This window comes from Streptomyces sp. enrichment culture (genome assembly GCF_964272855.1).
GTDB lineage: Bacteria > Actinomycetota > Actinomycetes > Streptomycetales > Streptomycetaceae > Streptomyces.
In genome coordinates, this window is sequence record NZ_OZ186847.1 from 6,260,837 (window position 1) to 6,283,392 (window position 22,556).

19 protein-coding genes and 1 pseudogene are annotated in these 22,556 nt (G+C 73.3%); 12 read left to right on the forward strand and 8 right to left on the reverse strand.

Annotated features, from left to right (window positions below; genetic code table 11):
* The first annotated feature begins 9 nt into the window (after positions 1-9).
* From ACSU6L_RS27675 to ACSU6L_RS27700, 6 genes are all read left to right on the forward strand, one after another.
* Positions 10-372, forward strand: a complete 363-nt coding sequence (locus ACSU6L_RS27675; RefSeq protein WP_437061075.1) for a hypothetical protein — start codon at positions 10-12, stop codon at positions 370-372.
* Between the two features lie 32 nt (positions 373-404).
* A complete protein-coding gene (locus ACSU6L_RS27680; protein WP_437061077.1) occupies positions 405-1,646 on the forward strand; it encodes an NAD(P)/FAD-dependent oxidoreductase in 1,242 nt (413 codons plus the stop codon).
* Positions 1,647-1,737: 91 nt separating this feature from the next.
* The gene (locus ACSU6L_RS27685) at positions 1,738-2,103 is read left to right on the forward strand and encodes an Rv2175c family DNA-binding protein (protein WP_073942871.1); all 366 of its coding nucleotides are present in this window, start codon (positions 1,738-1,740) and stop codon (positions 2,101-2,103) included.
* A gap of 130 nt (positions 2,104-2,233) precedes the next feature.
* Entirely contained in the window at positions 2,234-2,887 is a 654-nt protein-coding gene (gene thiE, locus ACSU6L_RS27690) for a thiamine phosphate synthase (protein WP_437061079.1), read from the forward strand.
* Between the two features lie 100 nt (positions 2,888-2,987).
* A complete protein-coding gene (gene metF, locus ACSU6L_RS27695; RefSeq protein ID WP_437061081.1) occupies positions 2,988-3,911 on the forward strand; it encodes a methylenetetrahydrofolate reductase [NAD(P)H] in 924 nt (307 codons plus the stop codon).
* Between the two features lie 56 nt (positions 3,912-3,967).
* Positions 3,968-4,891 carry a hypothetical protein gene (locus tag ACSU6L_RS27700; RefSeq protein ID WP_437061083.1) on the forward strand — a complete coding sequence of 308 codons (924 nt, stop codon included), beginning with the start codon at positions 3,968-3,970 and terminating at the stop codon, positions 4,889-4,891.
* A 40-nt stretch (positions 4,892-4,931) separates the two neighbouring features.
* On the opposite strand, the pseudogene ACSU6L_RS27705 reads toward ACSU6L_RS27700, so the two are convergent.
* From ACSU6L_RS27705 to ACSU6L_RS27720, 4 genes and pseudogenes are all read right to left on the reverse strand, one after another.
* Positions 4,932-6,430 (reverse strand): annotated as a pseudogene (locus tag ACSU6L_RS27705) (phytoene desaturase family protein).
* Positions 6,431-6,863: 433 nt separating this feature from the next.
* Positions 6,864-7,493 (reverse strand): TetR/AcrR family transcriptional regulator, encoded by a 630-nt coding sequence (locus ACSU6L_RS27710; RefSeq protein ID WP_437061085.1) that lies wholly within the window; start codon positions 7,491-7,493, stop codon positions 6,864-6,866.
* A gap of 50 nt (positions 7,494-7,543) precedes the next feature.
* Positions 7,544-9,628: a YhgE/Pip family protein gene (locus tag ACSU6L_RS27715; RefSeq protein ID WP_437061087.1), complete on the reverse strand. Its 2,085-nt coding sequence runs from the start codon at positions 9,626-9,628 to the stop codon at positions 7,544-7,546.
* Positions 9,600-10,499 carry an ATP-binding cassette domain-containing protein gene (locus ACSU6L_RS27720; RefSeq protein WP_437061089.1) on the reverse strand — a complete coding sequence of 300 codons (900 nt, stop codon included), beginning with the start codon at positions 10,497-10,499 and terminating at the stop codon, positions 9,600-9,602. Before ACSU6L_RS27720 ends, ACSU6L_RS27715 begins: the two co-directional genes overlap by 29 nt.
* 153 nt (positions 10,500-10,652) lie before the next feature.
* Between ACSU6L_RS27720 and ACSU6L_RS27725 the strand changes: the two genes are divergently transcribed.
* From ACSU6L_RS27725 to ACSU6L_RS27735, 3 genes are all read left to right on the forward strand, one after another.
* Positions 10,653-11,213, forward strand: a complete 561-nt coding sequence (locus ACSU6L_RS27725) for an SAV_6107 family HEPN domain-containing protein (protein WP_437061091.1) — start codon at positions 10,653-10,655, stop codon at positions 11,211-11,213.
* Positions 11,214-11,373: 160 nt separating this feature from the next.
* Positions 11,374-12,153 (forward strand): methyltransferase, encoded by a 780-nt coding sequence (locus ACSU6L_RS27730; RefSeq protein WP_437061093.1) that lies wholly within the window; start codon positions 11,374-11,376, stop codon positions 12,151-12,153.
* Between the two features lie 276 nt (positions 12,154-12,429).
* On the forward strand, positions 12,430-12,825 hold the full coding sequence (locus ACSU6L_RS27735; RefSeq protein WP_437061095.1) for a DUF3040 domain-containing protein: 396 nt from the start codon (positions 12,430-12,432) through the stop codon (positions 12,823-12,825).
* A 110-nt stretch (positions 12,826-12,935) separates the two neighbouring features.
* Here ACSU6L_RS27735 and ACSU6L_RS27740 read toward each other — a convergent pair whose 3' ends face one another.
* From ACSU6L_RS27740 to ACSU6L_RS27755, 4 genes are all read right to left on the reverse strand, one after another.
* Positions 12,936-15,431, reverse strand: a complete 2,496-nt coding sequence (locus ACSU6L_RS27740) for a transglutaminase TgpA family protein (RefSeq protein ID WP_437061097.1) — start codon at positions 15,429-15,431, stop codon at positions 12,936-12,938.
* Positions 15,428-16,789, reverse strand: a complete 1,362-nt coding sequence (locus ACSU6L_RS27745; RefSeq protein WP_437061099.1) for a DUF58 domain-containing protein — start codon at positions 16,787-16,789, stop codon at positions 15,428-15,430. The genes ACSU6L_RS27740 and ACSU6L_RS27745 overlap by 4 nt, the downstream gene beginning before the upstream one ends.
* A complete protein-coding gene (locus ACSU6L_RS27750; protein WP_437061101.1) occupies positions 16,789-17,823 on the reverse strand; it encodes an AAA family ATPase in 1,035 nt (344 codons plus the stop codon). Before ACSU6L_RS27750 ends, ACSU6L_RS27745 begins: the two co-directional genes overlap by 1 nt.
* A 237-nt stretch (positions 17,824-18,060) precedes the next feature.
* The gene (locus ACSU6L_RS27755) at positions 18,061-18,675 is read right to left on the reverse strand and encodes a beta-class carbonic anhydrase (RefSeq protein WP_437061103.1); all 615 of its coding nucleotides are present in this window, start codon (positions 18,673-18,675) and stop codon (positions 18,061-18,063) included.
* Positions 18,676-19,034: 359 nt separating this feature from the next.
* Here ACSU6L_RS27755 and rsmH point away from each other — a divergent pair, with 359 nt between their 5' ends.
* The 3 genes from rsmH to ACSU6L_RS27770 all read left to right on the forward strand — a co-directional run bounded on the left by rsmH (position 19,035) and on the right by ACSU6L_RS27770 (position 22,522).
* The gene (rsmH, locus tag ACSU6L_RS27760; RefSeq protein ID WP_073942856.1) at positions 19,035-19,991 is read left to right on the forward strand and encodes a 16S rRNA (cytosine(1402)-N(4))-methyltransferase RsmH; all 957 of its coding nucleotides are present in this window, start codon (positions 19,035-19,037) and stop codon (positions 19,989-19,991) included.
* 63 nt (positions 19,992-20,054) lie between these two features.
* Complete coding sequence (locus ACSU6L_RS27765; RefSeq protein WP_437061105.1) at positions 20,055-20,546, forward strand: septum formation initiator family protein; 492 nt, start codon at positions 20,055-20,057, stop codon at positions 20,544-20,546.
* Positions 20,547-20,551: 5 nt separating this feature from the next.
* Positions 20,552-22,522: a peptidoglycan D,D-transpeptidase FtsI family protein gene (locus ACSU6L_RS27770; protein ID WP_437061107.1), complete on the forward strand. Its 1,971-nt coding sequence runs from the start codon at positions 20,552-20,554 to the stop codon at positions 22,520-22,522.
* Positions 22,523-22,556 lie beyond the last annotated feature (34 nt).

The following is a 22,556-nucleotide window of genomic DNA, read 5'->3' on the forward strand; positions in this document are numbered from 1 at the left end:
CCTCCGCCCGTGACCCGCCCGCACCACCGATCCCTCGACGGTCTCGTCCTCGCCCCCGTCGCCGACCAGGCCCCCGGCCAGGTGGGCACCCGCACCCGGTTCACCTACCACGAGAAGGACGGCGAGATCTGGGCCGAGTACGCGGGCGGAGACGTCGTCCGCGGGCATCTGGTGGGTACCCGGGAGGGCGACCGGCTGGACTTCCGGTATGTCCAGCTGAAGACGGACGGGACGACCTCCTCCGGGCACTGCGTGTCGCTCGTGGTGGAGCTGCCCGACGGGCGGCTGCGGCTGGAGGAGACCTGGCGGTGGGAGTCCCAGGAGGGCTCCGGGACCAGTGTTGTGGAGCAGGTCACGACGCACGAGCACTGACTGACGAGATGTCAGTTGTCTATGGTGATCAGGTGAGCGAGCAGACCCAGGAACGGGGATCGTCCGCACCGCGGCGGGTGGTCGTCGCCGGCGCGGGCATGGCCGGTGTGCAGACCGCGGTCGCCCTGCGCGAACAGGGCTACACCGGCACGGTGACCCTGATCGGCGCGGAACCCCACCAGCCGTACGACCGGCCGCCGCTGTCCAAGGCGGTCCTGCTCGGCACGGCCGAGGGCTCCGCCTTCGACGTCGACTTCGAGGCGCTCGGCATCGAGCTGCACCTCGGGCGCGAGGTCCAGGGGGTGCGCCCCGCCGACCACGAGCTGGACACCGAGGCCGGGCCGGAGCCGTACGACGTCCTGGTCGTCGCCACCGGCGCCGAACCGATTCGGCTGCCCGGCGCCGAGGGCGTGCCCGGCGTACACCTGCTGCGCACCCTGGACGACGCGGAACGGCTGCGGCCGGTGCTCGCGCGCCAGCACGACGTCGTGGTCGTCGGCGCGGGCTGGATCGGCGCCGAGTTCGCCACCGCCGCGCGGGAGGCGGGCTGCGCGGTGACCGTCGTGGAGGCCGCCGACCGGCCGCTCCCGGGGGCGCTGCCCGCCGAGGTGGCCGCCCCGATGACCTCCTGGTACGCCGACGCCGGCGCCGATCTGCGGACCCACGCGCGCGTGGCGCGCGTCGAGCCCGGCACGGTGCTCCTCGACGACGGGACGCGGCTGCCCACCGGGGCCGTCGTCGTCGGCATCGGCGCCCGGCCCGCCACGGCCTGGCTGACGGGCTCCGGCATCGAGCTGGGGACGTACGGCGAGGTCGTCGCCGACGCCGGTCTGCGCACCTCCGCGCCGGACGTGTACGCGGTCGGCGACTGCGCGTCGTTCCCCTCCGCGCGGTACGGCGAGAGGCTGCTGGTCCACCACTGGGACAACGCCCTCCAGGGCCCGCGCACGGTCGCCGCGAACATCGTCGGCGCCACCACGGGCGAGGCCCCCGCGGTGTACGACCCGGTCCCGTACTTCTGGTCCGAGCAGTTCGGCCGCTTCGTCCAGTACGCCGGGCACCACGCGTCCGCCGACACGCTGCTGTGGCGCGGGGACCCGTCCGGGCCCGCCTGGTCGGTGTGCTGGCTGCGCGAGAAGCGCCTGGTCGCCCTGCTGGCGGTGGGCCGCCCGAGGGACCTCGCCCAGGGCCGCCGGCTGATCGAGTCGGGCGCGCCGATGGACCCCGAGCTGCTGACCGACCCCGGGCGGCCGTTGAAGGCGGCGACGGCGTAGGATCCGCCCGGAGGGCTACGGTCCACTCCGTCGGCCCCGCCGCGCCCGTGCTGGCTACCCACTGTCAGTCCGGGATGGCAGGCTTGGTGACGTGACCGAGATTGACGCAAAGATCGATGCTCTCGTCCCCGCCTGGCTCACCCTCCCCGACATCGCCGAACAGCTCGGCGTCGAGGTGACGCGCGTGCGGCAGCTGGTCAAGGAGGGCCAGCTCATCGCCGTACGCCGTGGTGAGAACCGCGCGCTGCACGTCCCCGCCGCCTTCATCGACGGGGACAAGGTCGTCAAGGGCCTGTCCGGGACCCTGACACTCCTGCGGGACGACGGCTTCACGGACGAAGAGATGCTGGAGTGGCTCTTCACCCCCGACGACAGCCTGCCCGGCACTCCCGCGCAGGCCCTCAGCGAGAATCGCGGCACGGAGGTGAAGCGCCGGGCCCAGGCGCTCGCCGTGTGATCTGAGCAAGCTGACCTGAACAACCGTCCGGCGTACGGGCCGCGGCGCGCACAGTCGCCACGGCCGTGGTTCACCGCGGCCCGCGGCGGCCCGCCGCTGCCCGTACGCCACCGACAACGGGGGGACACCCATGCCCGACGCCACCACGGCCCGCGCCCGCCTCGCCGACGCCCGGCTCTACCTCTGCACGGACGCCCGCAGGCGCCAGGGCGACCTGCCCGAGTTCCTGGACGCGGTGCTGGCCGCCGGTGTCGACATCGTGCAGCTGCGCGACAAGGGCATGGAGGCGGCCGAGGAGCTGGAGCACCTGGAGGTCTTCGCCGACGCCTGCGCCCGGCACGGCAGGCTCCTCGCGGTCAACGACCGCGCGGACGTCGCCCACGCCGCCCGCGCGGACGTGCTCCACCTGGGCCAGGGCGACCTCCCGGTCCCCGCGGCCCGCGCGATCCTCGGCGACGACGTGCTCATAGGCCGCTCCACCCACGCCGAGTCCGAGGCCGCCGCGGCCGCCGTCCAGGAGGGCGTGGACTACTTCTGCACGGGCCCCTGCTGGCCCACCCCCACCAAGCCCGGCCGGCACGCCCCCGGTCTCGACCTCGTGCGGTACACCGCCGCCCTGGGCACCGACCGCCCCTGGTTCGCCATCGGCGGCATCGACCTGGGCAACCTCGACGAGGTACTGGACGCGGGAGCCCGCCGGGTGGTCGTCGTCCGCGCGATCACCGAGGCGGACGACCCGGCCGCGGCGACGGCGGAGCTGGTGAAGCGGCTGCGGGAGGCGTGATGTCCACGGATCTGTCCAAGGGGTGGACAACAAAGTGACAAATCGGGCAAATTTCCCGACTCCGGTTGGGGGACCACGAAGCCCTGGCTAACCTGCCCGTATGGCCCTCGGCACCGCATCCACCAGGTCGGATCACGCTCCGACCGTCCGCGACATGCTCGCGACCGGCAAGACGACGTACTCGTTCGAGTTCTACGCCCCGAAAACCCCGAAGGGCGAGCGGAACCTGTGGAACGCGCTGCGCCGGGTCGAGGCCGTGGCTCCCGACTTCGTCTCCGTGACCTACGGCGCGGGTGGCTCCACCCGCGCGGGCACGGTCAAGGCGACCGAGGCGATCGCCTCGGACACCACCCTCACCCCGATCGCCCACCTCACGGCGGTCGACCACTCCGTCGCCGACCTGCGCAACATCATCGGCCAGTACGCCGACGCGGGGATCCGCAACATGCTCGCGCTGCGCGGCGACCCGCCCGGGGACCCGATGGGCGAGTGGGTGCCGCACCCGCAGGGCCTCACCTACGCCGCCGACCTGGTCGAACTGATCAAGACCTCCGGTGACTTCTGCGTGGGCGTCGCGGCCTTCCCCGCGATGCACCCGCGGTCCGAGGACTGGGACACCGACGTCCGCCACTTCGTCGACAAGTGCCGCGCGGGCGCCGACTACGCGATCACCCAGATGTTCTTCCACCCGGAGGACTACCTGCGGCTGCGCGACCGCGTCGCGGCGGCCGGCTGCGAGACCCCGATCATCCCCGAGGTCATGCCCATCGGTAGCGTGAGGACGCTGGAGCGGATCCCGTCCCTCACCAACGCGGCGTTCCCGGACGCCCTGAAAGAGCGGATCCTCACAGCAAAAGACAATCCCGCCGCTGTACGCTCCATTGGCATCGACTTCGCCACGGAGTTCTGCGCGCGGCTGCTGGCCGAAGGAGTGCCCGGACTGCACTTCATCACGCTCAACAACTCCACGGCGACGCTGGAAATCTACGAGAACCTGGGCCTGCACCACCCACCGCGGGCCTAGACCGGTCGCACGGTCATACGACACACTGCGTAGCGGCCACTGGGAGAGGGGCGTACATGGGCTGGACGGTCCTCTACATCGCGTTCGGCATCGTCGCGCTGTGGCTGCTCGGCGAGGTCCTGCTGCAGTACAAGGCGCGGCTGCGCTGGCGGCTGCTGGCGTTCGCGGGCTTCCTGGGTGTCGTCGTCGGTGTACTGATCCCGTCCGTCATCGTGATCGGACTGGGTGCCGCCGCGTTCGCGGTCGGGCAGACCTACGTCACGCTGTCGTTCCGCCGAGGCTTCGCGGCCGGCTGGGCGGTCACCGGCCGCCCTGGCGCGGGCGGCGGCAAGCGTGACCGCGGGGGTCGCAAGCACCCGACCCTGGAGGTCTCCGACCTCGAAGCGACGGATCACGCCGTCACCACTCGGAGTGACGGATACGGGTCCTACGGCGACGACCACGACCGCGACGACGTCTTCACCCCGGCCCGCTCCGGCGCCGCCTCCGCCGCCGAGACCACCGCCGTCTACGAGCCTCAGCCGCTCCCGGACGAGACCGGCTCCTACGGCATATACGGCGACTCGGCCCACGGCGGCGACCGCTCCCAGGACCAGTACGCGGCCACCGCCCAGACGGCCGACCAGGGCCAGGGATACGGCTACGACGGCTACTCCGGCTACCCGCAGCAGTACGGCTACGACACCACCGGCCAGCAGCAGTACGCCGCCTACTCCGACCCGTACATCGGCACCCAGACCTACAGCGGTGTCTCGTACGACCCCGGTTACGACATGCAGTACGGCCAGCAGGCCTACGGCCAGGACCAGTACGCCGCCCACGGCTACGGCGGCGAGACTCCGCCCGGCGGGGTGTGGGTCCCGCAGCAGCGCACCACCGACGACCCCCTGGGCGCCGAACTCCCGCCGGAGCAGCCGTACCCCTACCAGGGCGACGGGCAGGCGCACGGCCAGGGCTACGACGAGCACTACCGGTTCTGACCGGTGTCGAGCCGCCGGCCTCTACCGGCGGCTCAGCGGCTCACTGGGAGCCCCGGAACTCCGGACCCTCCACGATCAGCCCGGCGACCAGCGCGCCCGACATCCCGGCGTGCGGCAGTCCGCCGCCCGGATGCGACCAGCCGCCCACGGTGAAAAGCCCTTCCACGGCAGTGGAGTTGGCCGGGTACAGCAGACGCCCCCGCCCGCCGCCAGCGCGGGCGCGGGCACGGCCCCGCCCGCTCCGCCGGTCTCCTCCGCGATGTCGGCCGGGGTGTGCTCCTCCTGCCACAGCAGCCGGTCGCGCAGACCGGGTACGGCGCGCTCGGCGGCGGAGATCATGCGGTCCGCGTGGAGCCGGAGTTCCGGCCCGGTGGCGCCCGCCGGAACGGTCGCCGTCAGCGTGACCGCCTCGTGGGCGGCGTCCGGGACCAGTTCGGGGTCGTCCGGGCGCAGCACGGTGACCGTGGGCCGCACCTCCGTCCCGGCGCCGCCGTCGAACACGTACGCCAACTCGGCGTCGCGGTCCAGCGGATGCACCACCGTGCGACACGGCGTCCCCTCGGGGCGGCCGCCGCGCAGCGCCAGCAGCACCGTCAGCCGGCTCGGCAGCCCGCCCCGCGCGGGGACCTCGTCCGCACCGCGCACCGCCGTGCCCGCGGTGAGGCCGTCCAGTACGCCGGGGGCGACACCGGCGACCACGAAGTCCGCCTCCGCCGTCGTGCCGTCGGCCAGTTCCACGCCGGCCGCGCGGCCGTCCCGCACCAGCACGCGTGCGACCTCGGCACCGAAGCGGAACTCGACGCGGCGGGCCCGGCAGCGGTCGTACACCGCGCGGGCCAGTTCGCGCAGACCGCCGCGGACGTACCAGACGCCGAAGGCGTGCTCCATGTACGGCAGCACGGCCACGCTCGCCGGAGCCACGCGCGGGTCCAGGCCGTGGCCGAGGACGTGGCTCTCCAGCAGGGCGGACAGCCGGGGGTCGCGCAGCTCCCAGGCGCCGATCTCGGCCGGCGTGCCGGCCCGGCGGGTGCGCAGCAGCCGCTTGTGGGGGACCGCCGGGTAGGGCTCGCGCTCGGCCAGCACCGTCCAGTTCGGCCACAGCGGCTCCTCCAGGAGCGGCCGCCGCGTGCGGTCCCAGGCCTCGCGGGCCCGCACCAGGAAGTCGCCCCAGCGGCCGCCCGCGCCCGCCCCCAGGGCCTCGTCCAGCGCGGCGACGACGCCCGCGCGGGAGGCGTTCGGCAGGGAGACCGCCGTGCCGTCCGCGAAGACGTGCCGGGCCGACGGGTCGACCTGGACCAGCTCGACGCAGTCCTCCAGTGGCTCCTTGCCGGTCTTGACGAACAGATCGCGGTAGACCGCGGGCAGGGGAAGCAGGCCCGGCCCGGTGTCGAAGCGGAAGCCGTCCCGCTCCCGGCGGCGCACACCACCGCCGTACGTCTCCGTACGCTCGTACACCGCCACCCGGTGGCCCGCGACGGCCAGCCGGGCAGCGGCCGCCATCGCGCCCATCCCGGCGCCGATCACCGCAATCCGTGCCATGCCCGCGACTTTATCGGCCGCCACCGACAGTCCCGCCCGGTGGTCCGGCCCTGGCCGGCCGCGTGCGGCCCGCCCGGTGGAAACGGCCGTCTGGGGGCGAGCACGGACGGCTGAGTATCCGTACCTAGGTGGCGAGATGAGTACGCGCGCGGATGGGGACCACCCCGCGCGAACGAAAGAGTTGAGGCACGGAGGAAGGGCGCGGCTCCGGCACCGGCGACACGGGGCGCCGGAACGGAGCGGCCCTCGATCCGCTCCTTCCGCCGGCGAAGGCCGGCGGAGGCGAGGCACGGGGGAGACCCGGGGGAACGACCGAACGGGGGGACGTACGGGGGAGTACGGGGGAACGGAAGGCGCCGGTCCGGACGGTGGCCCGCGGGGGACGCGGCCACGGTCCAGGACCGGCGCTTTCGCCTTTTTGCGCAGTGCCGTCTCAGGGGCGGCCGCTCACCCGCCCCTGAAGCAGCCGGGACAGCGCGGCGTGGACGTCGTCGAGGGTGCGCTCCGGCTGGAACGACTGCCAGTCCAGGGCGGCCACCAGGACCATGCCGACCAGCGCCGCCGCGGTCAGCTGGACATCGATCTCGTCGGCGAGCTCACCGTTCTCCACCCCCGCGCGGAGCACGTCCTCCACCACCGCCACGACCTGCCGGCGCACCACCATGAGCGTGGACTGCCAGGCGCGGTTGGTGCGCCACAGCTCCGCCACGTAGAGCTGTGTGAAAGCCGGGTAGCGGGCGATGAAACCGAGCCCCGCGCGGATCATCGCGTCCAGCGCGTCGACCTTGCTGCCGCCGTCGCGCTCGGTCTGCTCGGCCGCCTCCTGGAGGGACGCGGTGAGCAGGCCCACGCCGTGCCGCAGCAGTTCCTCGAAGAGGACCGACTTGCTGGCGAAGTTGTAGTACACCGTGCCCTTGGCGACCCCCGCCCGCTCGGCGATCTCGTCCACGGTGGTCGCCGAGAAGCCCTGCTCGGCGATGAGGGTGACGGCCGCCTCGTAGAGCTTCTGCCGGGTGGCCTCGCGGCGCGTGCTGCCGCCCGACGGGGCGCTGCTGCTTTCCATGGCCCCGATTGTCACAGGAACGGCGTCGGGGCACGGCACGGGAGGCGAGGTCACAGGCTCAGCTCCGGGTGCAGCTTGTCCAGCGTCCACACCTGGCGGCGGCGGGCCGACAGAGCGGTCAGCGCGAGCGCGCCCACCGTGAAGGCCGCGAGCACCGCGCACGCCTGCCAGACCGGGCCCAGGCCGCCGCCCGTGATGAGCCTCCTGAGGGCCTCGACGACGTAGGTCATCGGCAGGAAGGGGTGGATCGCGTTGAAGAAGCCCGGGCTGGTCTGCACGGGATACGTGCCGCCCGCCGACGTCAGCTGGAGCATCAGCAGGGCGAGCACCAGGATCCGGCCGGCCGCCCCGAAGCGGGCGTTGAGCAGCTGCACGATCGCCGCGAAGCAGCCCGTCACCAGGAACAGGAAGCCCACCGTGCCGGCCGCGCGGGCCATCTCCAGGCCGATCGCCCAGTGCAGCACCGCCATCAGCGCCACGGTCTGCGCGATCCCGATCGCCAGCACCGGCAGCCAGCCGGCCAGGGCGATCCGCCAGGCCGCGGCTCCGGCGGCCAGGGCGCGCCGGTTCAGCGGCGGGATCAGCATGTACGCCACCATCGCGCCCACCCACAGGGACAGCGGGATGAAGTACGGGGCGAAGCCGGTGCCGTAGTTGGGCGCCTGGTGCAGCGACTTGGCGGCGAGCTGGACGGGGTCCGCCATGACCTCGGTGCGCTTGTCGCGCTCCCGCTCGTCGTAGTCGGGAATCTGCTCCGCGCCGTCGTGCAGCCCGTCCGCGAGCTTCACCGAGCCGTCGACGAGCTTGTACATGCCGCCGCTGAGGTCGTCGGCGCCCGTCTTCAGCTTGCCGACGCCCGTGTCCAGGTCCGAGGCGCCGGTCTTCGCGGTGCCGAGCCCCGAGTGGAGCTTCACGGCGCCCGCGGCGACCTTCCCGGCGCCCTCGTTCAGCTTGTTGATCCGCTTGACCGCGTCGTCCAGGTCCTCGGAGAGGTGCGGCGCGCGGTCGGCGAGCGCCTGGGCCTGCTGCTCCAGGGCGGCCAGGTGCTTGTCCAGCTGCTTCAGCTCGCCGCTGTGCTCGGTGACCAGCGTGTCGAGGTCGCCGGCGATCGACGCCACGTCGGCGGCGGCGTCCTTGGCCAGCTTCAGGTCGGGGCAGGCCGCGTCGGGCAGGACGGCCTTCTCGCAGCGGGTCGTGTAGACGCCGGCCAGGCTGTCGGCGGACTCGCGGGCCTTCTTCGCCGCTTCCGGGGCCGTCTCGGAGAGGCTGTCCAGGTTGTCGCGGATCGTGCCGGCGGAGTCGGCGACGAACTGGGCGGTGTCCCCGATGGCCTTCTCGTTGTCCTTCAGGAACGGCCCGATCTTGCCGGAGATCCCGTTGACCTTGTCGGCGAGGGCCTGCGTGCCCTCCGCGACCCGCTTGGAACCGTCCTCCAGGTCGCCCGCGCCCGTGTGGAGCTTCTTCAGCCCCTTGGACAGGTCGCCGCTGCCGTCCTTGGCGTCCTTCAGGCCGTCGGCGAGGTCCTTGGAGCCCTGCTCCGCCTTCCCGATGCCCCCCTTCAGCTTGTCGGCGCCGCTCGCGGCCTTCACCGTCTCGCCGTGGATGTCGGAGAACGAGATGAAGATCTTGTCCAGGAAGGACCGCGACGCCTTGGTGGACGCCGCGGTGCGGACCTCGCTGAACACGGTCCGCGAGATCTGCCCCACGATGTAGTTGTTGGCGTCGTTGGTGCGCACCTGGAGCGCGCCCGTCTCCGGGGAGTCGCCGGAGCTGGAGGCGATCCGCGCGCTGAAGTCCTCCGGCATGGTCAGCGACAGGTAGTACCGGCCGTCCTCCACGCCCGCGCGGGCCTCGGCGGCGCTCACCTCGTGCCAGTCGAAGACCTCGCTGTCGCGCAGCCCGGCCACGATGTCGTCGCCCGCGTGGAGCTTCTTCCCGCCGGCCGTCGCCCCCTTGTCGTCGTTCACCAGCGCCACGGGCAGGCGGTCGAGACGACCGTACGGGTCCCAGAAGGACCACAGGTACAGCGCCCCGTACAGCAGCGGCAGCAGCAACAGTGCCACCAGGCCCGCGCGCGGCAGCCTGCCCCGCGCGAAGCGCCGCAGCTCAAGCGCGGCCAGTTTCGGCGACCGCATCGGCCGTCTCCTTCGCTTCGTCGTCGTCGGCTTCGTCGTCGGCTTCCGGGGCGCCGGTGTCTTCGGCGCCGGTTTCGTCTGCGGCGTCCGCCTCTTCCGTGCCGCCGTCCCCCGCGGGGGCCTCCGTGTCCCGCGGCGCCCGCGTGGACACGACCACCGCGTCCTGCGGGGCCTCGCTGCACACCGCCAGCACCGTCGTCCCGGCCGCGGCGATGGAACGCAGCAGCGTCCACACCTCGGCCCGCTCCGCGTCCGACAGCTTGAGGTCGGTGTCGTCGACGGCGAGCAGGCGCGGCCCGCCGATCAGGGCGAGTGCGACGGACAGCCGCAGCGTCTCCAGGCGCTCCAGGTCCCGTACGGCCGTGCGGGTGCCCTTGGGCAGGGCGGCCGGGTCGAGGCCGGCGGCGGCCAGGGCGGCGTCGACGCGCAGCGCGGCCTCGTCGCGGCGCTCACGGCGCGGCCGGAACAGCCCGCGCAGCGAGTCGCCGAAGCGGCGCTGGAGCAGGGCCCGCTCGCGCAGGTGCTCCGCGACGGTGAGGGCCGGTTCGAGGTCGGTGACGCCCGGGACGTGCGCGAGGGCGCTGACCTGACGGAGGGCCGCCATCCGCTTCGGTGGCCGGACGTCGCCGACGACCGCCGTCCCCTCCGTGGGCCTCATCCGCCCGGTCAGCGCGAGCAGCAGACTCGTGCGGCCGGTGCCGGACGGTCCCTCGATCGCGATCAGCGAGCCGGGCTCCGCCTCCAGTGAGATCCCGCGGAACGCCCAGCCGCGGGGCCCCTTCAGCCCGAAGTCCCGGGCGCTGACAGCGAGTCCCCTCGCGGCTGCCTCCCCCACAGCACGTCCCTCCACCTCGCGAGCCGGCCGTCCCATGAGCCGACCAATTTGAACTGACTGGTCAGTGCAAAAACTAACCCGAACCTTCGATCGAGGCAAAGGCGCAGGTCAGAACGGATTGTCAGTGCCATACCTCACGATGGGCACATACGGCCACGATGCCGTCACCCAGACGACAGGAGGTTCGTCATGGCCAACCCGTCCGCCGCCGCGCGCCGGCGCCGCGCCACCGGCCCTGCCCCCTCACTGACCGGCCCCGCGAGCGATGTGCACCCCGTCCTCCGCCGGGCCTCGGCCCCGCCCGCCGCCCTCGACCTGCTCGCCCAGGCCCGCGCCGGACTCGACGAGGCCGCCGTCCTGGAAACCCCGAACGAGCGCTACGCGACGGCCCACCTCGCCGCCCTGCGCACCGCCGCCGCCGTGCTCGCCGCCCGCGGCCGCCCCGAGCCCAACCCGCGACGCCGGGCCCGCATCCGGAGCGCCTGGGAAGTGCTCCCCGAGATCGCGCCCGAGCTGACCGAGTGGAGCGCCCTGTTCGCCTCCGGCGCCCGCCGCCGCGCCCGCGCCGAGGCGGGCATCCAGGGCGCGGCCAGTCCCCGGGACGCCGACGATCTGATACGGGACGTGGCGATGTTCCTCCGCCTCGTCGAGCGGATGCTGGTGCCCCAGCCGGTGCTCCCGCAGCCGCGCCAGGACCGGAAGGGGGAGGACGACCCGGACGCCGGGCACGCGATGCCGGACGCGGGCTGAGCACCGGCGCCGCCGGGCGAACCGCGGTGACCGGGCAGGGGCCGGAGGCAATAGGGTGGAGGGCGCCTGAGGCCTTCCCCGCCCCGTACCCCGGGCGGGAAGGCACCCCGTTCCGCTCCGCCGTTGGACAGGCGGTGGCCGTGCCGAGGAGTCAACTGCCGTGTCGGACCCGATGCGCCCCCGCGCCTCTCTCCGTACCGCCGTGGTCTGGGAGGTCCTTCAGGACGCCCTGGACCGCCGGGTCAAGGCCACGGGTCGGGAGTCGCTGGACGTCCTCGACACCGGAGGCGGCAGCGGCAAGTTCGCGGTGCCGGTCGCCCGTCTCGGCCACCGGGTCACCGTGGTCGACCCCAGCCCCAACGCGCTCTTCGCCCTGGAGCGCCGCGCCGCCGAGGCCGGCGTCGCCGACCGGGTCCGGGGCGTGCAGGGCGACGCCCACGGCCTGTTCGACGTGGTCGAGCGCGGCGGCTACGACGCGGTGCTCTGCCACGGCGTCCTGGAGTACGTCGACGACCCCGCCGAGGGCATCCGCAACGCCGTCGCCGCCCTGCGCCCCGAGGGCGTCCTCAGCCTGCTCGCCGCCGGCCTCGGCGGCGCCGTGCTCGCCCGGGCCCTCGCCGGCCACTTCACGGAGGCCCGGCAGGCACTCGGCGACCCCGACGGCCGCTGGGGCGCCGGCGACCCCATGCCGCGCCGCTTCACCGCCGAACAGCTCACCGGCCTGGTCGAGGGCGCGGGCCTGCGGGTGGGCGCCGTGCACGGCGTGCGGGTCTTCGCCGACCTCGTTCCCGGGGTGCTGGTGGACACCGAGCCCGGAGCCGTGGAGGCGCTGCTCAAGCTGGAGGCCGCCGCGGCCGAGCTGCCGGCGTTCCACGCCGTGGCCACACAGCTCCATGTGCTCGGTGAGACGCCCGGGACCGATGCGGCGGAGGGGTCCTGAGTCACCTCCTGTGACGAGCCGCTGATCAGGGCATTGGTTGCGGATGGAGTACGCCACAGGCCACCCGATCGGGCGGTTGTCGCCGTATGATCGAGGGAGACCGCCCGGCATGACGGGTCGGTCGCTGGGGAATGCAAGCCTCAGCGAGCCGGGCCGACATGGCGGCACCCGGTTGGCCAATTGGCGTAGAGGGGCGGGTTTCACGGGGGCGATTCCCTGCCTATCCTGAAGGGACCCCCCGAGTCGCCCCGGCGACTGCACGATGAGGAGGACTCCGTGCCGCTCTCAGAGCACGAGCAGCGCATGCTCGAGCAGATGGAGCGAGCGCTGTACGCCGAAGATCCCAAGTTCGCGACAGCGCTTGAGGGAAGCGGGCTGCGTACGTACACCCGGCGACGGGTCTACCAGGCGGTCGCGGGCTTCCTCGTAGGTATCGCGCTCCTCATGGCCGGAATGGTCGCCAAGCAGGTCTGGCTCAGCGTGGTGGGCTTCCTCGTCATGCTGGGCTGTGCGGTGCTCGCCGTAACCGGCTGGCGCAAGGCCCCCCGACCAGGCGAGCAGCCCGGCGGCGGCGGTCCCCACGCCCGCCATCAGGGACGTCAGCGGCGTTCGATGATGGATCGCATCGAACAGCGCTGGCAGCGGCGCCGTGACGAGCAGCAGGGCCACTAGCCCCTTCTCGCTCCTCTGATCCCGCTCCTCTGACGTAGGACACCGGAACCCATACGGAACATGTGTGAGGGGGTTGCCGCCATCGGGCGGCAACCCCCTCACACATGTTCTCAGCCGCTCTGCTGACCGGACGGCCGGCGCAGCAGGGCCGACCGTCGCCCCGCCCAGCGGGCCCTGAAGGCCGACCAGCGGTCCGCCACGTCCCAGAGCGCGCGTACGGCCGACCGCGGCGCGAGCACCGCCCGCACCCGGGTGCGCCAGCCCACCCGCGACCTGAGCGCCGCACGCACCTGGCGTACCTCGGCGGCCAGCCCGGTCACCGCCTGCGGCCGCGGCGCGAACAGCACCTGCTCGACAGCCCCGGCCACCCGGTGCACCGCCGCGGCCGGCGCCTCCTCCAACTCCCCGAGCCGGACGATCCGCGCGGCCGCCTTGCGCGGGGTCAGCGCCTCGTCCGGCACGATGCCGTAGTCCCAGGCGCTGTCCGTCAGCTCCCGCCACACGGCGAGCACATGCCCAGCGGCCATCTCGGCCGCCCGCCGCTCCGCCTCACCGGGCACGGCCTCCACCCGGATGCCGTCCGCACGGCTCTCGGCGCCCCGGTCCCGGCCTCCGCCGAGCACCCCGGCCGCGCCGGACGGGGCGTGCAGGGTCGAGGTCAGCCGCACGGACCGCCGTCTCAGCCGCCACAGCATGGGCAGCAGCGGCAGTACGACCACCACCACCCCGAGGGCCACCCAGGCAGCCGTCTCGTACCACGGCCCGCTCTTGTCCTCCGGGGCGCCCGGTTCCACCGGGAGGGCCGCGCCGCATTCCTGGAGCCGCTTCTGCTCCACGGTGCAGCTGGTGCTCGCCGACGGCTCCGCCGACGGGGCCTCGGCCGTCGGCCGGGACTGCTCCGGCAGCTCCGGAATGGTGCTGCCCGGGATCTCCGGCACGGTGTACGGCGGGGTGGTGCCCCGGTTCGGGGTCGGCTCGAAGCGGGTCCAGCCGACGCCCTCGAAGTACAGCTCCGGCCAGGCGTGCGCGTCCCTGAGCCCCACCGACACCGAGCCGTCGGCCTGCGGGGTGCCGGGCGCGAAGCCCACGGCGACCCGGGCCGGGATGCCGAGGGTGCGGGCCATCGACGCCATCGCGAACGAGAAGTGGATGCAGAAGCCCTGCTTGTCCCGCAGGAACTTGGCGATCGCCTGCGAACCGCTGCCCGCGTCGACCTCCGTGTCGTACTGGAACCCGCCGTTCAGGGCGAAGTACTCCTGCAGCTTCACCGCCTGCTCGTACGGGTTCGCCGCGCCCTCGGTGACCTCGCGGGCGGTCCGGGAGACGACGGCCGGCAGCGATTCGGGGACCTCCGTGAAGTCGCGCACGAGGGCCGCCGACGGCGCCGGGGCATCGGCGAGCTGCCGCGCGGTCGGCTGTACGTCGAGGCTGGTCACCGTGTACTGCGCGCCGCGCGTGTTCTGGCCGTGGTCGCCGACGACGGTCATGCCGACCGGCTCGTATCGCCAGTTCCCGTCGACGTCCACACCGCTCGGCGGGTACGGCATCGGCAGCCAGTCCTGCGCGTACCACTCCGCCGCGGATATCCGGGTCCGCACCTCCGCGCGCCGCACGTCCGGGCCGAGGCCCGGCGGGGTGGGGAACTCGTCCGGCACCCCGATGATGCCGCGCCGGGACGGCTTCCAGGTGGTGCCGTCGAAGTCGTCCAGGGAGACGATCCGCAGATACAGGTTGGACAGGTCGCTCGTCTCGGTGCGCAGCGACAGCACCTGACGGTCCTCGTCCACGTTGAGGCTGTCACGCAGGGAGACCAGCGGGTTCACCGCGGAGATCGTGCCGCCGCCCCCGGTCCCGGCGCCGACACCGCTCCCGGCGCCGTCCAGCAGTCCGCCGTTCATCGCGGGCAGCGCGAGCGGCACCACCAGGGCGACGCCCAGCGCGACCGCGCCGATCCGCCGTCCGGTGCGCGCCGGGGACACCGCCCCGGGCTCCCCGCCCGGGGTGCGCGGCGGCCCGCCGAACACCCGGCCCCACTGCGACAGCCGCTCCCGGCCCTCGGCGAGCAGCATCATCAGGTAGCCGACCGCGGCGATCAGGAACCACAGCCAGTCGGCGCCGCCGTCGGACAGCCCCGCGGCCACCGAGTACAGCGCGAGCAGCGGCAGCCCGGCCGGGGCGGCGCTGCGGAAGGTCACCGCGAGGGTGTCCACGGCCAGCCCGATCAGCAGCACACCGCCGATCAGCAGCAGCCGGATGCCGTCGGACAGCGGCGCCGGGATCGCGTACCGCGAGACGTCGTCCGCGCCCTGCTGGAGCAGGTCCGCGAAGCGGGCGAACGCCTCCGGGCCCGGGATCAGCCCGAGCAGTGCCTGCTCGCGGGCGAAGACCAGGGTGCACAGCATCAGTGTGACCACGAGCTGCGCCGCCACGGTCAGCGGCCGGGCCAGCGGGATGCGGCGGGCGGCCGCGCCGACGGCGGTCTGTATCACCAGCAGGATGGCCGCCTGGAGGAACCAGGTGGCCGGGTCGACCAGCGGCAGCAGGGCGCACGCGGCCATCATCGTGGCCGCCGCCGCGCACACCGCCATCCGGGCCCGCCCGCTCATCGCCGCACCTCCCCGCCGCCCGGACCGCCCGCGGTGACGACGCCGCCCCGGTCCCGGTCGGCCTGCCGCCACACGTCGTTCAGCGACGCCCCGCGCGGGACGCTCACGGCGGTCCAGCCCGCCTCCCGCAGCATCCGCAGCCGCTCCTCACTCCGGTTCACCGGTCCGGGCGCGTCGTGCGGTTCGCGCACCCAGCTCTCGCTGTCCAGCAGGAAGGCGACGGCGGCCCCGCTGCGCTGGCGCATCCGGGCGGCCACCGCGGCCTGCTCCTCGTCGAGGTCGCCGAAGAAGGCGACCAGCAGTCCCTCGTTGCCGCCGCGCAGCACGTCGTAGGCGCGGGAGAGCCCCGAGCCGTCGGAGTGGTCGATCACCGCGAGGGTGTCCATCATCAGTCCGGCCGCGTCCGCGGACTCCTGGCTCGCGCCCGCGAACCCGTCGGCGCCCTCACCGGGCACCGAGCTGCCGGTGTCCGTCAGCAGCCGCACCGAGAAGCCCCGTTCGAGCATGTGCACCAGCACGGACGCGCTGCCCGACACCGCCCACTCGAAGGCCGAGTCGGGGCCCGCGCCCCGGAAGGCGGCGCCTCGCGTGTCCAGCAGCACGGTGCAGCGGGAGCGCTGCGGCTGTTCCTCGCGGCGCACCATCAGCTCGCCGTACCGCGCGGTGGAGCGCCAGTGCACCCGGCGCAGGTCGTCGCCGTAGCGGTAGCCGCGCGGGATCACGTCGTCCTCGCCGGCCAGCGCCAGCGAGCGCTGCCGTCCGTCGCCGTACCCCTTGGCCTCACCGGTCAGGCGCACCGGCGGCAGCGCCTCCACGCGCGGGACCACGGTCAGGGTGTCGTACGCCGAGAAGGACCGGGTCAGCTCGCACATCCCGAACGGGTCGGTCAGGCGGAGCTGGAGCGGTCCCAGCGGGTAGCGGCCGCGCAGGTCGGAGCGGACCCGGTAGGACACCTCGCGGCGCCCGCCGCCCTCCACCCGGTCCAGCACGAACCGGGGGCGCGGGCCGAGCACGTAGGGCACCTGGTCCTGGAGCATCAGCAGGCCGGTGGGCAGCCGTGAGACGTTGTCGACGCGCAGGTGGACCCGGGCCTCGCTGCCGGCGGGCACCCGGCCGGGGGAGAGGCGGCGGCTGCCCGCGACCCGGTAGCGGGTGCGGTAGAGCACGACCGCGCACACCAGCGGCAGCACCGCGAGCAGCAGGCCGACCCGCAGCAGATCGCTCTGCCCGAGGACGTACGCGCAGATCGCCGCGGCCACTCCGGCGGCCAGGAAGGAGCGCCCCCGGGTGGTGAGACCGGCGAGGGCGGTGCGCAGCCCGCCCCGCTCGCCCTCCGGCTGACCCGCCCCCGCGCTCATCACAGCCTCCGCGGCGGCTGCTGGCCGTACGCCGGCGCGCCGTGACCCAGGCCGTAGCCGTTCTGCTGGGGCGCGGCGGGCACCGGGGTGCGCTGGAGGATCTCCTGGACGACCTGCTCGGACGTGCGCCGGTTCAGCTGGGCCTGGGCGGTGGGCAGCAGGCGGTGGGCGAGCACGGGCACGGCGAGCGCCTGGACGTCGTCCGGCAGCGCGTAGTCCCGGCCGCTGAGGGCGGCGGACGCCTTGGCGGCGCGCAGCAGGTGCAGCGTGGCGCGGGGGGAGGCGCCGAGTCTGAGGTCGGGGTGGACGCGGGTGGCGGCGACCAGGTCGACCGCGTACCGCCGGACGGTCTCGGCGACGTGGACGCCGCGCACGGCCTCGATCAGCTTCACGATCTCGTGCGCGTGGGCCACCGGCTGGAGGTCGTCCAGCGGGCTGACGCCGCCGTGCACGTCCAGCATCTGCAGCTCGGCCTCCGGGCTCGGATAGCCGATGGAGACCCGGGCCATGAACCGGTCGCGCTGGGCCTCGGGCAGCGGATAGGTGCCCTCCATCTCGACCGGGTTCTGGGTGGCCACCACCATGAACGGGCTGGGCAGTTCGTAGCTCTGCCCGTCGGTGGTGACCTGGCGCTCCTCCATGGACTCGAGGAGCGCCGACTGGGTCTTCGGCGAGGCACGGTTGATCTCGTCGCCGATCACGATCTGAGCGAAGATCGCGCCCGGCTTGAACTCGAAGTCCCGGCGCTGCTGGTCCCAGATGGACACGCCGGTGATGTCGGACGGCAGCAGGTCGGGCGTGAACTGGATGCGCCGCACCGAGCAGTCGATGGACCGCGCGAGCGTCTTGGCGAGCATCGTCTTGCCGACGCCGGGGACGTCCTCGATCAGCAGGTGCCCCTCGGCGAGCAGCACGGTCAGCGAAAGCCGTACGACCTCGGGCTTGCCCTCGATCACTTCCTCCACCGAACTGCGGATCCGCTCCACGGTGGCAGTCAGATCAGTGAGGCTCGCTCGATCGTCATAGGTCGTCACCCGGCCCTCCTCGGCCCGTTCTTCCGGGCCGACGCTCTGGCATGCGAAACCGGCCCACCCCGAAACACGGGCACCACGCGTGAATAGTTCCGCGTGACGCCACCCACCGCATTCTTGTTGCCGTTACCGGTTCGTGTCACTCGCCTGTGGACAACTGCCCGCGATATGTCGGCTTTGGTGCCTTTCGCGGCGCCACAGGCGAGAATTGACAGCGAAACGACAGCCGTGTGGCGGGGGTTACGCCGGGTCGACCTCGCGCAGCAGGCCGGACTTCACGTCGAAGACGAACCCGCGCACGTCGTCGGTGTGCTGCAGGAAGGGCGAGGTCCGCACCCGCTTCATCGACTGCCGTACGTCCTGGTCGACGTCCCGGAAGGACTCCACCGCCCAGGCGGGGCGCTGGCCGACCTCCTGCTCCAGCTCGGTGCGGAAGTCCTCGGTGAGGGACTCCAGGCCGCAGCCGGTGTGGTGGACGAGGACGATGCTGCGCGTGCCCAGCTTGCGCTGGCTGATGGTCAGCGAGCGGATCACGTCGTCGGTCACGACGCCGCCCGCGTTGCGGATGGTGTGGCAGTCGCCGAGGTTCAGGCCGAGCGCCGCGTGCAGGTCGAGACGGGCGTCCATGCAGGCCACGACCGCGACGCGGAGCACCGGCCGGGCGTCCATGCCGGGGTCGGTGAAGCCGGCGGCGTAACGCTCGTTGGCCTCGACGAGCCGGTCGGTGACGGTGCCGCCTCGGGTGGCGGCGGGGTCCTGGGGGCCGGCGGGTACCGATGCAGAAGTCGTCATGGTTATGACGTTACTGGTCACGTCCGGTCCGGTCCTGCCGTGAGAGAGGACAAAGAGCGCCATCGGGGTTGTTGTGTGAGGTAACCCACAGATGCGGCTCGGAGGCGCCCGGACGGGTGGTCCACCCCCTCGTACGGTGTCGAACGCAGCCCCGCCGCGACGCGCAGGCCGGTTGATTGACCGGAAGACAGGGTGGACTAAAGTGACGCGAAGCGGGAGGCGAGGCGCGCTCTCCCCGCTGGACTGAATTCCCCCGGAGTCCCCGGCGACGTACCGGAGATCCCCCACGTGCGCGGCGCGTACGTACGGCTCGGCCTCCACCCGCTCCGGCCGGCCGACGCCTCCGGCGCCGGCCGGTCTCCCCTTCACGAGCGGGCGGGGACCCGGCGGTGCGTACCGCCCGCCGGACCTGAGAGGGCCCCTTGAGCCAGAGTCGACACGTCCCGGTGATGCTCCAGCGGTGCCTGGACCTGTTGGCCCCCGCCCTCCAGGAACCGGGAGCGGTGGTCGTCGACTGCACCCTCGGCCTCGGCGGCCACAGCGAAGCCCTGCTCACCCGCTTCCCCGAGGCGCGCCTGGTCGCCCTGGACCGGGACAAGGAGGCGCTGCGCCTGTCCGGTGAGCGACTCGCCCCCTACGGCGAGCGCGCCACCCTCGTGCACGCCGTCTACGACGAGCTGCCCGACGTCCTGGCCCGGCTCGGCCTGCCGCGCGTGCAGGGCGTCCTGTTCGACCTCGGCGTCTCCTCCATGCAGCTCGACGAGGCCGACCGCGGCTTCGCCTACGCGCAGGACGCCCCGCTCGACATGCGGATGGACCAGACGACCGGCATCAGCGCCGCCGAGGTCCTCAACACCTACCCGGCCGGCGAGCTGGTGCGCATCCTGCGCGCGTACGGCGAGGAGAAGCAGGCCAAGCGGATCGTCGCGGCCATCGTGCGCGAGCGCGAGAAGGAGCCGTTCAGCAACAGCGCCCGCCTGGTGGAGCTGATCCGCGACGCGCTGCCGCAGGCCGCCAAGCGCACCGGCGGCAACCCGGCCAAGCGCACCTTCCAGGCGCTGCGGATCGAGGTCAACGGCGAACTCTCGGTGCTGGAGCGGGCGATCCCGGCGGCCGTCAAGGCGCTCGCCGTGGGCGGGCGGATCGCCGTGCTGTCGTACCACTCGCTGGAGGACCGGCTGGTCAAGCAGGTGTTCGCGGCCGGTGCCGCGACCACCGCGCCGCCCGGTCTGCCCGTCGTCCCCGAGCGCTACCAGCCCCGGCTCAAGCTGCTCACGCGCGGTGCCGAACTTCCCACCGAGGAAGAGGTCGCCGAGAACCGGCGGGCCGCCCCGGCCCGGCTGCGCGGCGCCGAGCGCATCAGGGAGGACGTGGAGTGAGCCGGGCGGAGGGGCGGGAGCGCGCAGTCGCGGGTTGGAAACCTGGACCCAGGGGGAGGGCGAGTGAGTAGGAAACCCGAACTGAGGGGCAGGGCGGCGCGGCTCGCGCGGCTCTTCCCCACCGCCCGGGGCCAGGCCGCCCGCACCCCGTTCGTACTCCTCGTCGTCCTTCTCCTCGGCGGCGGGCTGATCAGCCTTCTGGTACTGAACTCCGCGCTCAGCGAGGGCTCGTTCAAGCTGGACGACCTCCAGCGGGAGACCAAGAACCTCACCGACGAGGAACAGGCCCTCCAGCGCGACATCGACGCCTACTCCGCCCCCGACGCCCTCCAGCACCGCGCCCGTGAGCTGGGCATGGTCCCCGGCGGCGACCCGGCCTTCCTGAACCCCGACGGCACGGTCAGAGGCGTCCCCTCACCCGCCCCGGCCACCGCGGGCGCGCCCCTCGTCCTCGCCCCGGAGGCGCTGACCGCCGCCGCGCCCCTGCCGGCCGCGACCACCCCCACCGCGGCGGCCGCCCGTCTCACCCCGACCCCGACGAATCCCGGCAGGTGACGGAAGTGACCGACAGGGAACCGCCGCGCCGCCGCGTGCCCGGCCCCGCGCGGCCCGCCCGCCCGGGCGCGCAGCGGCGCCCCGCCCCCGGCGCCCGCCCGGCCCGCCGTCCGGCGCGCCCGGCCCCGCCCCGCGGCGGCCACGCCCCCCGCGTCATCCGGCTCGGCAACCCGCGCCCCCGCCTGCGCCTGGTCGGCGTCGCGCTCACCCTCGTCCTGCTCGTCTTCGTCGTCCGTCTGCTCCAGGTGCAGGCGGTCGACGCGAGCGCGTACGCGGCCAAGGCGGAGAAGAACCGGTACGTCGGCCAGGTGCTGGCCGCCGAGCGCGGTGAGATCACCGACCGCGCCGGCGTGGCCCTGGCCACCAGCGTGGACGCGTACGACATCACCGCCGACCCGACGCTGTTCACCCGCGAGCAGCTGAAGGTCGACGACGGCCCCGAGCAGGCGGCCGCCCTGCTCGCGCCGATCCTCGACAAGAACCAGGAGGAACTGGTCGCGAAGCTCCGCCCCGAGGACGAGACGATCCGTTACGTCAAGCTCGCCGACCGGCAGACCCCGCAGGTCTGGAAGCAGATCAAGGACCTGAAGTCCGCGCTCGCCAAGAAGCAGCAGACGGACGCCGGCACGGTGAACGTCCTCGCGGGCGTCCTGGCCACCCCCAGCAGCAAGCGGGTGTACCCGAACGGCGAGCTGGCCGCCGGGATACTGGGCTGGGTCAACGCCGAGGGCAAGGGCAGCGGCGGCATCGAGCAGCAGCTGGAGAAGCAGCTCGCCGGCGAGGACGGCGAGATCCGCTACGCCCAGTCCGGCGGCCGCCAGGTGCCCACCATCGGCGCCGAGGAGACGCCCGCCGTGCCCGGCACGGACGTCGAGCTGACCATCGACCGCGACATCCAGTGGGCGGCCCAGAACGCCATCGCCGAGCAGGTGGAGAAGTCGCAGGCGGACCGCGGCTACGTGATCGTGCAGGACACCCGGACCGGCGAGATCCTGGCCATGGCGAACTCGCCCGGCTTCGACCCCAACGACCTGTCCACCGCCACCTCGGCGAACATGGGCAACGCGGCGCTCGTCGACGCCTTCGAGCCCGGCTCCACCGCCAAGGTCATGTCGATGGCCGCCGTGCTCGAGGAGAAGGCTGCCACCCCGGAGACGCATGTGGTGGTGCCGAACCGGCTGCACCGCGGCGACCGGCTCTTCCAGGACGACATCGACCACCCGACCTGGTACCTGACGCTGAACGGCGTGCTCGCCAAGTCCAGCAACATCGGCACCATCCTCGCCACCGGCCAGCTCGGCAAGAACCAGGCGGAGGCCAACAAGGTGCTCCACTCCTACCTGCGCAAGTTCGGCATCGGCGAACCCACCGGACTCGGCTTCCCCGGCGAGACCGAGGGCATCCTCGCCCCGCCGCAGGAGTGGTCGACCTCGCAGCAGTACACGATTCCTTTCGGCCAGGGCGTTTCCATCAACGCCATGCAGGCGGCGTCCGTCTACTCGACCATCGCCAACGGCGGCGTCCGGATCGAGCCCACCCTGATCCGCGGCACCAAGGGCCCCGACGGACAGTTCACCCCGGCCCCCAAGCCCGAGAAGACGCGGGTGATCAGCACGAAGACCGCGAAGACGCTGGCCCGGATGCTGGAGTCGGTGGTCGACGACGAGGAGGGCACCGGCACCAAGGCCCGAATCCCCGGCTACCGGGTGGCGGGCAAGACGGGCACCGCGAACCGTGTGGATCCGGCCACCGGCAAGTACCGCGGCTACACGTCGTCGTTCGCCGGTTTCGCGCCCGCCGACCAGCCCCGCGTCACCGTCTACTGCGCCATCCAGAACGCCACCAAGGGCAGCTACTTCGGCGGTCAGATCTGCGGGCCGGTCTACAAGCAGGTGATGGAGTTCGCGCTCAAGACCCTCCAGATCCCGCCCACCGGCGCACCGCCCGCGAATCTGCCGGTGACCTACCGGCCCTGAGCAGACCCGACCAGTACCGAGCAACCAGGAACCA